Source organism: Streptomyces sp. JK94 (assembly GCF_053613315.1).
The window spans coordinates 69,838-84,277 of record NZ_JBSICH010000015.1 but is presented as its reverse complement, the minus strand read 5'-3'; the positions used below and the strand labels follow the sequence as shown (position 1 = coordinate 84,277).

The window sequence follows — 14,440 nt, the reverse complement described above, 5'->3', positions numbered from 1 at the left end:
CTTGGTCAGTCCCCGGACATGCCGTTCGGTCTGGTGCGGTGCGCGGGCTTCGTCGTGTCCGTCCTATCCATCACGTCCGTCACATCCGTCGTGCAGGCCGGGCGGCGCACCGGCAGGAGCAGGACGACGAGAACGAGCAGCAGGAGGAGAGGCGGCGCGACCGGCGCGAGCTCCTGGTGCCAGACCCAGCCCCCCACCGCAGCGAGATACAGAACCCCCCAGCGTCCCTGCCACGGCAGTCGGCCGCCCGCTTTCGCGAGCAGCGACCACAGCGGTACGAGACAGAGCAGGTGCAGGACGAGCGGCGCCCAGCGCAGCAGGGGGCCGGGCCCGTCGAGCCCCGTCGCGTCCGCGAGGAATCCGGCCGTCTTCGCGTAGAACGTCCCGGCCACCGCGTCCGGTTCCCGGCCGAGGGCGACGGGCGCCGCGTACAGGGCGACGACGACGGCTGCCAACGAAGTGCCGGGCAGCCACGGGTCGGGCGAGGCGCACAAGGTCACGGACGCCGCGAACACCACGAGCAGCAGGGCCCCCGCGACCAGTGCCGGCAGGGGCAGCCCCCGCAGCACCTCCCGTCCGGTGAGCCCGGCCCCGGCCCCGGACGCGCCGCTCAGCCAGGGCAGCCCGCGCAACGCCACCAGCAGGACCATGGCGGTGACGCCGAGCAGCAGCCACAGAACCGGTCTGAGACGCCGCTCGGACACCACCTCGACGCCGTCGTCGCGACCGTGGAAGCCGTCCCCGTCGTCGGGCCCACCGTCCCGAGAACCGTCCCCGTCATCGCGACCGCCGTCCCGAGAACCGTCCCCGTTGTCCCCGGACACGAACTCGGACCCGGAAACGGACCCGGACCCGGACACGAACTCGGACCCGGACCCGGACGCGAATCCGACCCCGGAGTCCCGGGGCCGCCGGACGATCATCGCGAGGGTGTCCGCCTCCAGGGCCTCCCGTTCGTAACCCGGGCGCCCGATGAACAGGGCGACCGTGTCCTCCCGTGCCGCCTCGCCGGGCTGCTCCTGCTCGTACGCCACCCGCCGCGCCCAGTTCGTGCCGTATCCCGCGGTGGCGTTCAACCGGGCCCAGCGAGTGCCGTAGGAGGGGGCGGCCCCCTGCTTCCGGTCGCCCCGCGACCCCGTGTCCCCGAAACCGCCCGAGCCCCCGGCACCACCGGAACCCGCCGCTCGGCCGCCGCCGCGCAGGGTGGCGCGCAGACCGGGCGCGCAGCCCACCGCGACCACCGTCATGCCCCCCAGCACCGCCCAGCCGGCGCCCGCGATCCCGGCCGGCGTGAACAGCATCGTGGCGCTGCCCAGCACCAGGACGCACATGGCGCCCTGCACGGCGGCGAGCACGCCGGTGCGCCCCTGGACGCGCAGCACCCCGATGTACAGCTCGACCACGATCCTCGGCAGCGCCGCGAGGGCCAGCAGACGCAGAACCGTGGAACCGTGCTCGGCGTAGTCCGCGTCGAAGGGCGCGAGGATCTGCGGGGCGAGGACGACGAGGACGAGCACCACCGGCACCAGCAGCAGCGCCATGCGGCGCAGCGCTCCGCGGACGCCGTCGGCGAGGCGGCGCGGGTCGTGCGAGGCGTGTGCGGTGAGGGAGGAGGCCATGTTGATGGCCATGAACTCCATCGTGCCGCCGACGGTGTAGGCCACGTAGAAGTAGCCGTTCTGCGCGGCGCTGAAGTTGACCGCGACCATCACCGGCAGCAGGTTGATCATCGCCAGGCTGAACAGGGCGCCCAGCGAGTCCCCGGCCAGGAAGCGTCCCATCTCGCGGGCCTTGGGCGGTTCCACGTCGTGGTCGGCGGCGGCCTGGCGCGGGATGAGTCTGCGGAAGATCAGCCAGCCGAGCGGAAGGGTGGAGAAGGCGATGGCCACGGCCCAGGAGACGAAGATGCCGAGCGCCGGCAGCGCGGTGGCGAAGAGGGCCAGCAGGATCAGCTTCCCGACCGAGAACACGGCGTTCCCGGCGGGCACCCACTCGGCCTTGCGCAGCCCGGTCAGCACACCGTCCTGGAGGGTGAGCAGCGCCCAGGCCACGCACGCCGCGACGAACAGCGCGCCCGCCCCGGCCGTGCCCAGCGGTGCGTAGGACGTGCCCCACAGGTCGAGGGTGAGCAGGAAGACGAGCGCGGCCGTGGCGACGACCACCGAACTGGCCGCGTACACACGCCATACCAGCGGTCCGGTCGCACGGCCGGCGCGTGGCACGAAGCGGACCACGGCGCCGATCATCGTGGTCGCCGTGATGCTGGCGAGCAGTCGCATGGCGGCGATGGCGGCGGAGCCCTGTCCGACGGCCTCCTCCGAGTAGTGGCGCGCGGCCACGAGCCAGAAACCCAGGCCGAGCACGGCAGAGACGCCGGTGCTGAGCATCAGGAAGTAGGCGTTCTTGAAGAGCGAGTCACCGCCGTGCCCGCTCTCGGGTGACGTCGGGCCGCCACCGGCGGGTGCCGCGACGGTCTCGTGGACCCGGGTCTCAGCCACCGGACGGAACCAGCCCCTCCGGTGCCTCGGCCGGCCGTACTCCGGACTCCTCCAGCGCCGCGACGGTCGCACGGGCGCGCAGCGGGTCCACGGGCAGCGCGTGCCGCGCGAACCAGCGCGCCCCCGCGGGGGACGGGGACGGGTCGGTGAAGGCCGCGCCCGCGTAGTCGTCCAGCGGCGGATCGTAGAGGTGGCCGACGACGATGCCGCGCCGGGCCAGCGCGCGGACCGCCGCGTCCCGGTCCGCCACGAGCAGCGGCACCCGGAACAGCGGCTGCACCCCGCCGGGCGTCCTGCTCCTCGGCGCCTCCCGTCCGGCCGGTGCCGCCCAGCGCGTCGACAGCAGCAGCTCGGTCCCCGACCGGCACTTCGCGAGTACGCCGTCCAGCCCGTCGAGCCGCCGTCCGACGCGCCCGAGCCGCAACCGCCCCGCCCGCAGCCGGTAGTCGTGCATGTCCACGCGGACCCACGGATCGTGCGCGGCCAGGTCGGGTGCCGAGGCGATCGCGCGGGCCAGCTCCCGCGGGCGCAGGGGCATCCGGATCTCCTCGCGCTCCAGCCGCCCCAGCATCCGCATCGTGGCCCAGGCGGCCCTGCGCAGCCCCAGCCCACGCACGGCGGCCTCCGCGTACGGCCGCACGGCGTAGGCGAGTTCGGCCGTCGTACGCCGGGGCAGCAGCAGGTCGTCGCAGGTCTTCCCCAGCGCGTCCCGCAGCCCCGGGTCGGCGATCGCGAGCATGCCTCCGGCCTTGGCGCCGACGTGCTTGGACAGGCTGAAGAAGGAGGCGTCCCCCCAGGCCCCGACCGGCCGGCCGCCCACCTCGCTGCCGATGGCGTGCGCCGCGTCCTCGAGGAGCGGGATGCCCCACGCGTCGCAGCGGGTCCGCAGCCCGGGCGCCGGGTCCGGGTTCCCGTACAGGTTCGTCGTCAGTACGGCGGACAGCGAGCCCCACGTCTCCTGCGGCACGGCGTCGATGTCGATGGAGGCGTCCGACGGGCGGAGTGGCGCCTGGACCGGCCGCAGTCCGGCCGCCAGCACGACGAAGAAGATGACGTCGTCGTTGACCGGCGACATCAGCACCCGGCCGCCCGGCGGGCACCAGTGCCGCAGTGCCGCGTACAGCGCGAAGCGGCATGACGGTACGTACACGCATTCCCGGCCGAGTCGGCCGCGCATGGTCTCTTCCAGCCGTTTCATCGGCTGCGAACCACCCCGCACCGAACCCGGACCGGCCTCCCCAACGGCCATCCGTCCCCCTGGCGCGCCGCTGGAGGCCCCCTCCCCGAGGCCCCCCGGCACCCGCCCAGAGTCGCCCAGTTCGCACCGCTCCGTCAAGATTGCCTACCGGCCTGTGGACAACCACCCGTGCTCGAACGGAAGCGGAGCGCCACATCCGCGGGCCTGCACGCGGGCGTACGCGGGCGGCGCGGGAGGCCGCCCCACCCGTCGCACCACTGGTCGCCCGCCTCGCCTCCCGCGCCGGGGCCCGCACCATTCCCCCCGCACGTCAGCACAGCTGAGTGCGCCCCACCCGCCACGCACCGCCGCCTCCCCACGCACTGCCCAAGACCGGGGCGCCACCCGTAACGTGTGGCCCGGCCACGAACCACGTGGCCACCCGACGCACCCGGCGCGCACGGCGCACATGGCGAGCACGAAAGCGAGGCAGCACCCGATGCCCCCCTTCGATGTCCCCGAGGGCGACCCCTTCGGCCCGCACAACCTTCCGTACGGTGTGTTCTCGGTCCACGGCGCGCAGGAGCGGACGGTGGGCGTCCGGCTCGGCGACCACGTCCTCGACGCCGGCGCGGCGGCCCACGCGATCGGATCGCCGTACGCCTCCCTGCTGGCGCGGCCCACCCTCAACCCGCTGCTGGCGGCCGGTCGCACCGCCTGGTCCGACGTGCGGCGGGCCCTGACGGCCTGGCTGACCGTCCCCTCCCACCGCGAGACCCTGGAACCGCTGTTCCATCCCCTGTCCTCGGTGACCCTGCACCTGCCCTTCGAGGTCGCGGACTACGTCGACTTCTACGCCTCCGAGAACCACGCCCGGAACGTCGGCCGGATCTTCCGCCCCGACGCCGCCGACTCCCTCACCCCCAACTGGAAGCACCTCCCGATCGGTTACCACGGCCGCTCCGGCACGGTGGTCGTGTCGGGCACGGACGTCGTACGGCCCTCCGGGCAGCGCAAGGCCCCCACCGACGCCGCTCCCGTCTTCGGCCCGTCCGTGCGCCTCGACATCGAGGCCGAGGTCGGCTTCGTGGTGGGCGTGCCGTCCGAGGCGGGCAGCCCGGTGTCGCTCGGCGACTTCCGCGAGCACGTCTTCGGGCTGTGCCTGCTCAACGACTGGTCCGCGCGGGACGTCCAGGCATGGGAGTACGTCCCCCTCGGCCCGTTCCTCGGCAAGTCCTTCGCCACGTCGGTGTCGGCCTGGATCACGCCGCTGGACGCCCTGGAGGAGGCGCGGGTGGCGCCGCCGGAGCGCACGCACGAACTCCTGCCCTACCTCGACGACACGAGCGGGCAACCCGACGAGCCCGGCGGCTACGACCTGCGGATCTCCGTCGCCGTCAACGGCCACGTCGTCTCCGAGCCGCCTTTCTCCACCATGTACTGGACGGCCGCCCAGCAACTGGCCCACATGACCGTGAACGGCGCCTCGCTGCGCACCGGCGACCTCTACGGCTCGGGCACGGTGAGCGGACCGGCCGAGCGGGAACGCGGGTCGCTGCTCGAACTGACCTGGAACGGACGCGACCCGCTGGAACTCCCCGACGGCAAGCGGACGTTCCTGGAAGACGGCGACGTGGTGACCCTCTCGGCCTGGGCCCCGGGGCCGGGCGGCACCCGGGTGGGGCTGGGCGAGGTGACCGGACGGGTGGTCGGACGGGCGGCGGGCCGGTAGCCCTCGCGCGTCCGGATCCGATGCCCGTCGGCAGCTGACGCACACCGCCCGGCACCGTCATACTGGCGTCGGGCGGTGTGCCCGCGGCACGTCCGCCCCACCGCCCGGCTCGTGGCGCTACCCGGCTCGGAACCGCACACCCCTCCGAGCCCCGCAACGCACCGGCGACCGGCGACCGGCGCCAGCACCACCGGGCGACCACCGCAGTCCCAGCACAGCCCCGGCGCACCGCCCAGCCCAGTCCGAACCACACAGCCCCGGCGCACCGCCCAGCCCGACCCAGCACAGCACCGCCCAGCACAGCACAGCACAGCACCAGTGCACCGCCCAGCCCAGCACAGCCCCGTCCAGCCAGAGCCGTCCTTCCGACCAGGATCCGGAGCCCTCGGCATGACCGTCTGCCTGCTCCTGCTGTTCGTCGTCGCCGTGACCGCGGCGGTACCGGTGCCGCGTGCCCTCACCCGGTCCGCGTGGCCCGAGCGGGAACCCGTGGTCGCGCTGTGGGTGTGGCAGTGCCTGGTCGCCACCGTCCTGCTGTGCTGCCTGACGGCTCTCGTCCTCGGCACCACCGCCGTCTTCGGTACCGTCCGCGCCCAGCTCTTCGCGCCGGCACCGCCCGCGGTGACCGCGGCCTACAACCTCTCCGCCGGCCCGCTCTGGGCCGCGGTCCTCACCCTGCTGCTGGCGGGAGGAGCCGCCTGGACGACCGCCATGCTCGCCCGGGAACTGGTCGAGGTCCGCCGCCGCCGTGCCCGGTCCCGCGCCCACCTGCGGGAACGCGCCCCCGACCTGCCCGCCGGTCTACCGGCCGCCCGCGGCCCCCTGCTGGTTCTGGAGGACGAGTACCCGGACGCCTGGTGGATGCCCGGGCACCCGCCCCAGCTGATCGTCACGACCGGCGCCCTGCAGCGCCTCACCGACCATCAGCTCGACGCCGTCCTCACCCACGAGCGCGGGCACGCCCGGGCCCGCCACGACTGGCTGCTGCACCTGTCCACCGCCCTGGCCTCCGGCTTCCCGCACGTACCGCTCTTCGCCCACTTCTGCGACCAGACCCATCGCCTGGTCGAACTCTCCGCCGACGACACCGCCTCCCGCCGCTGCGGCCACCTGACCACGGCACTGGCCCTGATCGAGCTGAACCAGCACCGGGGCGTCCTGTCCTGCGCCTCCAGCCACCGCCTCCTGGGCGAGCGGGTCGACCGCCTCCTGGAGCCGCCGCCCCGACTGCTGCCCCGGCACCGGGCCCTGACCACGGCCACGGCCGCCCTCGTTCCCCTCCTCCCCCTGCTGATCACCTTCGCCCCGGGCCTGACGGCCCTGGCATGACGACGCGGCCGACCGCGCCGGGCAGCATCGGCCCGGCCGGCCGTCGCCGTGCACCCCTATATCCAGTCGTCCGGCTCCGGCTCGGCCTCGGGCCAGTCGTCCACGGCCGCTCCCGGGCCGTCCGACGGCCGGTCCGGTGCGGAGGCCTTGGCGGCGGCCGGGGCGGGGGCCGGTCCCTCAAGCCCGGCCAGGACGGCCAGGACACCCTCCCCGTACGTCACCAGCTTCTTCTCGCCGACCCCGCTGATGCCCCCGAGCTGCCCGATCGAGGTGGGCCAGGCGGTGGCGATCTCCCGGAGCGTGGCGTCGTGGAAGATGACGTACGCCGGGACGCCCTGCTCCCGTGCCTGCTCCGCACGCCAGGCGCGCAGCGCCTCGAAGGCGGGGACCAGCGCCTCGGGCAGCTCGACCGCGGCGGCCTTGGACTTGCGGTCGCCGCGTCCGCCACCCGCCGCCCGTGCCGCGGCCGGCTTCTCGGGCTCCTTGCGCAGCGGCACGTCGCGTTCCCGCCGCAGCACCGACCCGCTGGCCTCGGTCAGAACCAGCGTGCCGTACTCGCCCTCGACCGCGAGCAGCCCCTGGGCCAGCAGCTGCCGGGTGACGCCCCGCCACTCCCCCTCGGACAGCTCCTCGCCGATGCCGAACACGGAGAGCTGGTCGTGGTCGAACTGGATCACCTTGGCGGTGCGCTTGCCCAGCAGGATGTCGATGATCTGCCCCGCGCCGAACTTCTGCCCTCGCTCCCGCTTCAGCCGCACCACCGTCGACAGCACCTGCTGCGCCGCCACCGTGCCGTCCCAGGTCTCGGGCGGGGTGAGGCAGGTGTCGCAGTTGCCGCAGCCGGCCGGGTCCGGTTCCTGCCCGAAGTAGGCGAGGAGCTGGCCGCGACGGCACTGGGACGTCTCGCACAGGGCGAGCATCGCGTCCAGGTGGGACTGGGCGCGGCGGCGGAACGCCTCGTCGCCCTCACCGGACTGGATGAGCTTGCGCTGCTGTATGACGTCGTTGAGCCCGTACGCCATCCACGCCGTCGACGGCAGCCCGTCCCGGCCGGCGCGTCCGGTCTCCTGGTAGTAGCCCTCGACCGACTTGGGCAGGTCGAGGTGGGCGACGAACCGTACGTCCGGCTTGTCGATGCCCATGCCGAAGGCGATGGTCGCCACGACCACCAGGCCCTCCTCCCGCAGGAACCTCGACTGGTGCGCCGCGCGGGTGCCCGCGTCCAGGCCAGCGTGGTAGGGCACCGCCTCGACGCCGTTGCGGGAGAGGAACTCGGCGGTCTTCTCGACGGAGTTGCGCGAGAGGCAGTAGACGATGCCCGCGTCTCCCGCGTGCTCCTCGCGCAGGAAGCTCAGCAACTGCTTCTTGGGGTCGCTCTTGGGCACGATCCGGTACTGGATGTTGGGCCGGTCGAAGCTGGCCACGAAGTGCCGGGCCGCCGGCATGCCCAGCCGCTCGGTGATCTCGCGGTGCGTCGCGTGGGTGGCCGTCGCGGTGAGCGCGAGCCGGGGTACGTCCGGCCAGCGCTCGCCGAGCAGCGACAGGGCGAGGTAGTCGGGCCGGAAGTCGTGGCCCCACTGCGAGACGCAGTGCGCCTCGTCGATCGCGAAGAGGGAGATCCTGCCCCGGGAGAGCAGGTCGAGGGTGCCCTCCAGCCGCAGCCGCTCGGGGGCCAGGTACAGCAGGTCCAGCTCGCCGGCGAGGAACTCGGCCTCCACCACGCGCCGCTCGTCGAAGTCCTGCGTGGAGTTCATGAACCCGGCGCGCACCCCGAGCGCGCGCAGGGCGTCCACCTGGTCCTGCATGAGCGCGATCAGCGGCGAGACCACTATTCCCGTGCCGGGCCGGACCAGGGAGGGGATCTGGTAGCACAGCGACTTGCCGCCGCCGGTCGGCATGAGCACGACGGCGTCCCCGCCCGCCACCACATGCTCGACGACCGCTTCCTGTTCGCCCCGGAAGGCCTCATACCCGAAGACCCGGTGCAGTGTGGCCAGCGCCTCGCTGTCCGCGCCCCCACCCTTCGCCTGCGCCGCCTGTGTCGCCTGTGCCATCTCGCCGATCACGCCCGTCCCGCCCATCGCCTCGCCCCCGTACGTCCTGCCCCGCCCGTCCGGGCCATCCGGTCCCGTCCGGTCTGTCTGGTCCGCCCTGTCCCGACCACTGCCTCAACGATAGGGGTCCGCGCCGACAGCCCCGGAGTTATCCACAGGCTCGACCTCCGTAACGGCCGTCACCCGCGTCGAGGACAGCACAGTCGTTCACCTCGTGCACCCCGTTTACCTCGTACACCTCGTACACCTCGTTGACCTCGTACACCCCGTTCGCGCCGGACCCGTCCGTTTCCAGCGGACGGTCCGATCGCCCCGGCGGGACTCCGTCCCGTCGGAGCGCTGACGAGCGGCACGCCGCAGCGGCGAGTGACCCGCGCGCACGTGACGGCGGCCCGGCACCCCCCGAGGGTGCCGGGCCGCCGCGGTCACACCGGCGGACGCCCGCGTCAGCGCACGAACACCCCCGCCTGCCCCGCCAGGTCCAGGAAGTACTGCGGCGCGACACCGAGCACCACCGTGACCGCGACGCCCACGCCGATCGCCGTCATCGTCAGCGGTGACGGCACCGCGACGGTCGGGCCCTCCGGGCGCGGCTCGCTGAAGAACATCAGCACGATCACGCGGATGTAGAAGAACGCCGCGATCGCCGACGAGATCACACCGATCACGACCAGCGGGGCCGCGCCGCCCTCCGCCGCCGCCTTGAACACGGCGAACTTGCCGGAGAACCCGGAGGTCAGCGGGATTCCCGCGAAGGCCAGCAGGAACACCGCGAACACGGCCGCCACCAGCGGCGACCTGCGGCCGAGCCCGGCCCACTTCGACAGGTGCGTCGCCTCACCGCCCGCGTCGCGCACCAGCGTCACCACCGCGAAGGCGCCGATCGTGACGAAGGAGTACGCGGCCAGGTAGAAGAGGACGGACGAGATGCCGTCCGGCGTGGTCGCGATGACACCGGCGAGGATGAAGCCCGCGTGGGCGATCGACGAGTACGCCAGCAGCCGCTTGATGTCGGTCTGGGTGATCGCGACGATCGCGCCGGCCAGCATGGTGACGATCGCCACGGCCCACATCACCGGCCGCCAGTCCCAGCGCAGGCCGGGCAGGACGACGTAGAGGATGCGGAGCAGGGCGCCGAAGGCCGCGACCTTGGTGGCCGCCGCCATGAAGCCGGTCACCGGTGTCGGCGCGCCCTGGTACACGTCCGGCGTCCACATGTGGAACGGCACCGCGCCCACCTTGAAGAGCAGACCCATGACGATCAGCGCGGCCCCGATGAGCAGCAGCGCGTCGTTGCCCATGGTGTCCGCGAGCGCCGGGGTGACGTTCTGGACGGTACCGTCGACGACCTGCGCGATCGTGCCGTACGACATCGAGCCCGCGTAGCCGTAGAGCAGGGCGATGCCGAACAGGGTGAACGCGCTGGCGAACGCGCCGAGCAGGAAGTACTTGACCGCCGCCTCCTGCGACATCAGCCGCTTGCGGCGGGCCAGCGCGCACAGCAGGTACAGCGGGAGGGAGAGGACCTCCAGGGCCACGAAGAGGGTCAGCAGGTCGTTGGCCGCCGGGAAGACCAGCATGCCGGCGACGGCGAAGAGCAGCAGCGGGAACACCTCGGTGGTGGTGAACCCGGCCTTCACCGCCCGCTGCTCACTCTCGCTGCCCGGGACGGAGGATGCCTGCGCGGCGAAGGAGTCGACGCGGTTGCCGTGCGCCTCCGGGTCGAGCCGCCGCTCGGCGAAGGTGAACAGGCCGACCAGACTCGTGAGCAGAATGGTGCCCTGCAGGAACAGGGCCGGTCCGTCGACGGCGATGGCGCCCATCGCCGCGATGCCCGCCTTGGTCGTGCCGTATCCGCTCGCGGCGAGCGCGACGACCGCGGCGAAGGCGGCGACGAGCGCCACGGCGGACAGGAACACCTGCGCGTAGTAGCGGGACCTGCGCGGCACGACGGCCTCGATCAGGATGCCGACGACGGCCGCGCCGATGACGATGAGGGTGGGCGACAGCTGCCCGTACTCGATCTTCGGCGCGTCGATCTTCGAGATCGGATCGGCCGCCGTTGTCCACAGGCTGTGGACGGCTGTTGCGCTCACTTGGCCGCCTCCACCTCAGGCTGGGGGTCCTTCTTCTGTACGTCGGACATGGTCTGCTTCACCGCGGGGTTGACGATGTCCGTGAGGGGCTTCGGGTAGACGCCCAGGAGGATCAGCAGCGCCACCAGCGGCGCCACGACCACCAGCTCGCGCACCCGCAGGTCGGGCATCGCGGAGACCTCCGGCTTCACCGGGCCCGTCATCGTCCGCTGGTAGAGGACGAGGGTGTAGAGCGCGGCGAGCACGATGCCGAAGGTGGCGATGATGCCGACCACCGGATAGCGCGTGAACGTACCGACCAGGACCAGGAACTCGCTGACGAAGGGCGCGAGGCCCGGCAGGGAGAGGGTCGCGAGGCCGCCGATCAGGAAGGTGCCGGCGAGCACCGGGGCGACCTTCTGCACTCCGCCGTAGTCGGCGATGAGCCGCGAGCCGCGCCGGGAGATCAGGAACCCGGCGATCAGCATCAGCACGGCGGTCGAGATCCCGTGGTTGACCATGTAGAGCGTCGCACCGGACTGGCCCTGGCTGGTCATCGCGAAGATGCCCATGACGATGAAGCCGAAGTGGGAGATCGACGCGTAGGCGATCAGCCGCTTGATGTCGCGCTGGCCGACCGCGAGCAGTGCTCCGTAGATGATGCTGATCAGCGCCAGTACGAGGATCACCGGCGTCGCCCACTTGCTGGCCTCCGGGAAGAGCTGGAGGCAGAAGCGGAGCATCGCGAAGGTGCCGACCTTGTCGACGACCGCCGTGATGAGCACGGCGACCGGGGCGGTCGACTCCTGCATGGCGTTGGGCAGCCAGGTGTGCAGCGGCCACAGCGGCGCCTTCACCGCGAAGGCGAGGAAGAAGCCGAGGAACAGCCAGCGTTCGGTGTTGGTCGCCATGTCCAGCTCACCGCTCGCCCGGGCCGCGGCAATCTCGGTGAGCGAGAAGTTCCCGGCGACCACGTACAGCCCGATCACCGCGGCCAGCATGATCAGACCGCCGGCCAGGTTGTAGAGGAGGAACTTGACCGCCGCGTAGGACCGCTGGGTGGCGGCCGTCTTCTCGCCGTGCTCGTGGGCCCGGTCCCCGAAGCCGCCGATGAGGAAGTACATCGGGATCAGCATGGCTTCGAAGAAGATGTAGAAGAGGAAGACGTCGGTGGCCTCGAAGGAGATGACCACCATCGCCTCGACGGCCAGGATCAGGGCGAAGAAGCCCTGCGTCGGCCGCCACCGGCTGCTGCCGGTCTCCAGCGGATCGGCGTCGTGCCAGCCCGCGAGGATGATGAACGGGATCAGCAGGGCGGTCAGCGCGATGAGCGCCACCGCGATGCCGTCCACGCCCAGTTCGTACCGGACGCCGAAGTCCGGGATCCAGGAGTGCGACTCGGTGAGCTGGTACCGGTCGCCGTCGGGGTCGAAGCGGACCAGCACCGCGATCGCCAGCGCGAGCGTGGCCAGCGAGAACAGCAGCGCCAGCCACTTGGCCACGGTGCGTTTCGCGGCCGGCACGGCGGCCGTGGCGATGGCCCCGACGGCCGGGAGCACCGCCGTGACTGTCAGCAGGGGAAAGGACATCGGTATCAGACCGCCCTCATCAGCAGGGTCGCGGCGACGAGGACCGCCGCACCGCCGAACATCGAGACCGCGTAACTGCGCGCGAACCCGTTCTGCAGCTTGCGCATCCGTCCGGACAGGCCGCCGACCGAGGCCGCCGTGCCGTTGACGACCCCGTCGACCAGGGTGTGGTCGACGTAGACCAGGGAGCGCGTGAGGTGCTCGCCACCGCGGACCAGGACGACGTGGTTGAAGTCGTCCTGGAGCAGGTCGCGGCGGGCGGCCCGGGTGAGCAGCGAACCGGGCGGGGCGACGGCCGGGACCGGACGGCGGCCGTACTGCGCCCAGGCGGCCGCGACACCGATGACCATCACGGCGACCGTGGAGATCGTGACCGTCAGGGCGCTGATCGGCGCGTGGCCGTGGTCGTGCCCGGTGATGGGCTCCAGCCAGTGCACGAAACGGTCGCCGATGCTGAAGAACGCGCCGCCGAACACCGAGCCGACGGCCAGCACGATCATCGGGATCGTCATCGCCTTCGGCGACTCGTGCGGGTGGGGAGGCGTGTATTCGCCCCGTGTCTCCGCGGCGGGCTCCACGTCCGGCTGCGCGGGCGACGGCGTCGGGGCCTTGCGCCAGCGCTCCTCGCCGAAGAACGTCATCAGCATCACGCGCGTCATGTAGTACGCCGTGATGGCCGCGCCCAGCAGAGCCACGCCGCCGAGGATCCAGCCCTCGGTGCCGCCCTTGGCGAAGGCCGACTCGATGATCTTGTCCTTGGAGAAGAAGCCGGACAGGCCCGGGAACCCGATGATGGCGAGGTAGCCGAGGCCGAAGGTGACGAACGTGACCGGCATGTACCTGCGCAGTCCGCCGTAGCGGCGCATGTCGACCTCGTCGTTCATGCCGTGCATCACGGAGCCGGCGCCGAGGAAGAGTCCGGCCTTGAAGAAGCCGTGTGTCACCAGGTGCATGATCGCGAAGACGTAGCCGATGGGGCCGAGACCCGCGGCCAGCACCATGTAGCCGATCTGCGACATGGTCGAGCCGGCCAGTGCCTTCTTGATGTCGTCCTTGGCACAACCGACGATCGCACCGAACAGCAGCGTGACCGCACCGACGACGGCGACGACCAGCTGCGCGTCGGGTGCGCCGTTGAAGACGGCCCCCGAGCGCACGATCAGGTACACGCCCGCCGTCACCATGGTCGCGGCGTGGATGAGGGCGGAGACCGGAGTCGGGCCCTCCATCGCGTCCCCGAGCCAGGACTGCAGCGGCACCTGGGCGGACTTGCCGCAGGCGGCGAGCAGCAGCATCAGGGCGATCGCGGTGAGCTTGCCCTCGTCGGCCGAGCCCGCGAGCCCGGCCTCCCCGTGGCCGCCGAGCACCGGCCCGAAGGCGAAGGTGCCGAACCACAGGAACATCAGCATGATCGCGATGGACAGGCCCATGTCACCGACGCGGTTGACCAGGAAGGCCTTCTTCGCGGCGGTGGCGGCGCTGGGCTTGTGCTGCCAGAAGCCGATCAGCAGGTAGGAGGCGAGACCGACGCCCTCCCAGCCGACGTACAGCAGCAGGTAGTTGTCTGCGAGGACGAGCAGCAGCATCGCCGCGAGGAACAGGTTCAGGTAGCCGAAGAAGCGGCGGCGCCGCTCGTCGTGCTCCATGTACGCGACCGAGTACAGGTGGATGAGCGAGCCGACGCCGGTGATCAGCAGGACGAACGTCATCGACAGCTGGTCGAGCCGGAAGGCCACGTCGGCCTGGAAACCCTCCACCGGGATCCAGCTGAACAGGTGCTGCGTCAGGGTGCGGTCCTCGGCGTCGGCGCCGAGCATGTCGGCGAAGAGGACGACGCCGATCACGAACGACGCGGCGGCCAGCAGCGTGCCGATCCAGTGACCGACGGCGTCCAGCCGGCGACCGCCGCACAGCAGGACCGCCGCTCCGAGCAGGGGCGCCGCCACCAGCAGCGCAATCAGGTTCTCTGCATTAGACACGGTTCTA

At 72.2% G+C, this 14,440-nt stretch carries 8 protein-coding genes; 2 read left to right on the top strand and 6 right to left on the bottom strand.

Features of this window, described 5'->3' with window-relative positions; all coding sequences use genetic code 11:
* Positions 1-5: 5 nt before the first annotated feature.
* Together ACVV2G_RS14860 and ACVV2G_RS14855 are read right to left on the bottom strand one after the other, a co-directional pair.
* Entirely contained in the window at positions 6-2,498 is a 2,493-nt protein-coding gene (locus ACVV2G_RS14860; protein WP_453843165.1) for a lipopolysaccharide biosynthesis protein, read from the bottom strand.
* The gene (locus ACVV2G_RS14855) at positions 2,491-3,696 is read right to left on the bottom strand and encodes a DegT/DnrJ/EryC1/StrS family aminotransferase (protein ID WP_453843164.1); all 1,206 of its coding nucleotides are present in this window, start codon (positions 3,694-3,696) and stop codon (positions 2,491-2,493) included. Before ACVV2G_RS14855 ends, ACVV2G_RS14860 begins: the two co-directional genes overlap by 8 nt.
* A 478-nt stretch (positions 3,697-4,174) precedes the next feature.
* Here ACVV2G_RS14855 and fahA point away from each other — a divergent pair, with 478 nt between their 5' ends.
* Positions 4,175-5,407 (top strand): fumarylacetoacetase, encoded by a 1,233-nt coding sequence (fahA, locus tag ACVV2G_RS14850; RefSeq protein ID WP_453843163.1) that lies wholly within the window; start codon positions 4,175-4,177, stop codon positions 5,405-5,407.
* A 390-nt stretch (positions 5,408-5,797) separates the two neighbouring features.
* Positions 5,798-6,736: a M56 family metallopeptidase gene (locus ACVV2G_RS14845; RefSeq protein WP_453843162.1), complete on the top strand. Its 939-nt coding sequence runs from the start codon at positions 5,798-5,800 to the stop codon at positions 6,734-6,736.
* Between the two features lie 56 nt (positions 6,737-6,792).
* On the opposite strand, the gene recQ is transcribed toward ACVV2G_RS14845, so the two are convergent.
* From recQ to nuoL, 4 genes are all read right to left on the bottom strand, one after another.
* The gene (gene recQ, locus ACVV2G_RS14840; RefSeq protein WP_453843161.1) at positions 6,793-8,817 is read right to left on the bottom strand and encodes a DNA helicase RecQ; all 2,025 of its coding nucleotides are present in this window, start codon (positions 8,815-8,817) and stop codon (positions 6,793-6,795) included.
* Positions 8,818-9,236: 419 nt separating this feature from the next.
* Positions 9,237-10,886 (bottom strand): NADH-quinone oxidoreductase subunit NuoN, encoded by a 1,650-nt coding sequence (gene nuoN, locus ACVV2G_RS14835; RefSeq protein ID WP_453843160.1) that lies wholly within the window; start codon positions 10,884-10,886, stop codon positions 9,237-9,239.
* Positions 10,883-12,454, bottom strand: coding sequence for an NADH-quinone oxidoreductase subunit M (locus ACVV2G_RS14830; RefSeq protein WP_453843159.1), 1,572 nt, complete (start codon positions 12,452-12,454; stop codon positions 10,883-10,885). The genes nuoN and ACVV2G_RS14830 overlap by 4 nt, the downstream gene beginning before the upstream one ends.
* Before the next feature lie 5 nt (positions 12,455-12,459).
* Positions 12,460-14,433: an NADH-quinone oxidoreductase subunit L gene (gene nuoL / locus ACVV2G_RS14825; protein ID WP_453843158.1), complete on the bottom strand. Its 1,974-nt coding sequence runs from the start codon at positions 14,431-14,433 to the stop codon at positions 12,460-12,462.
* Positions 14,434-14,440: the final 7 nt, after the last annotated feature.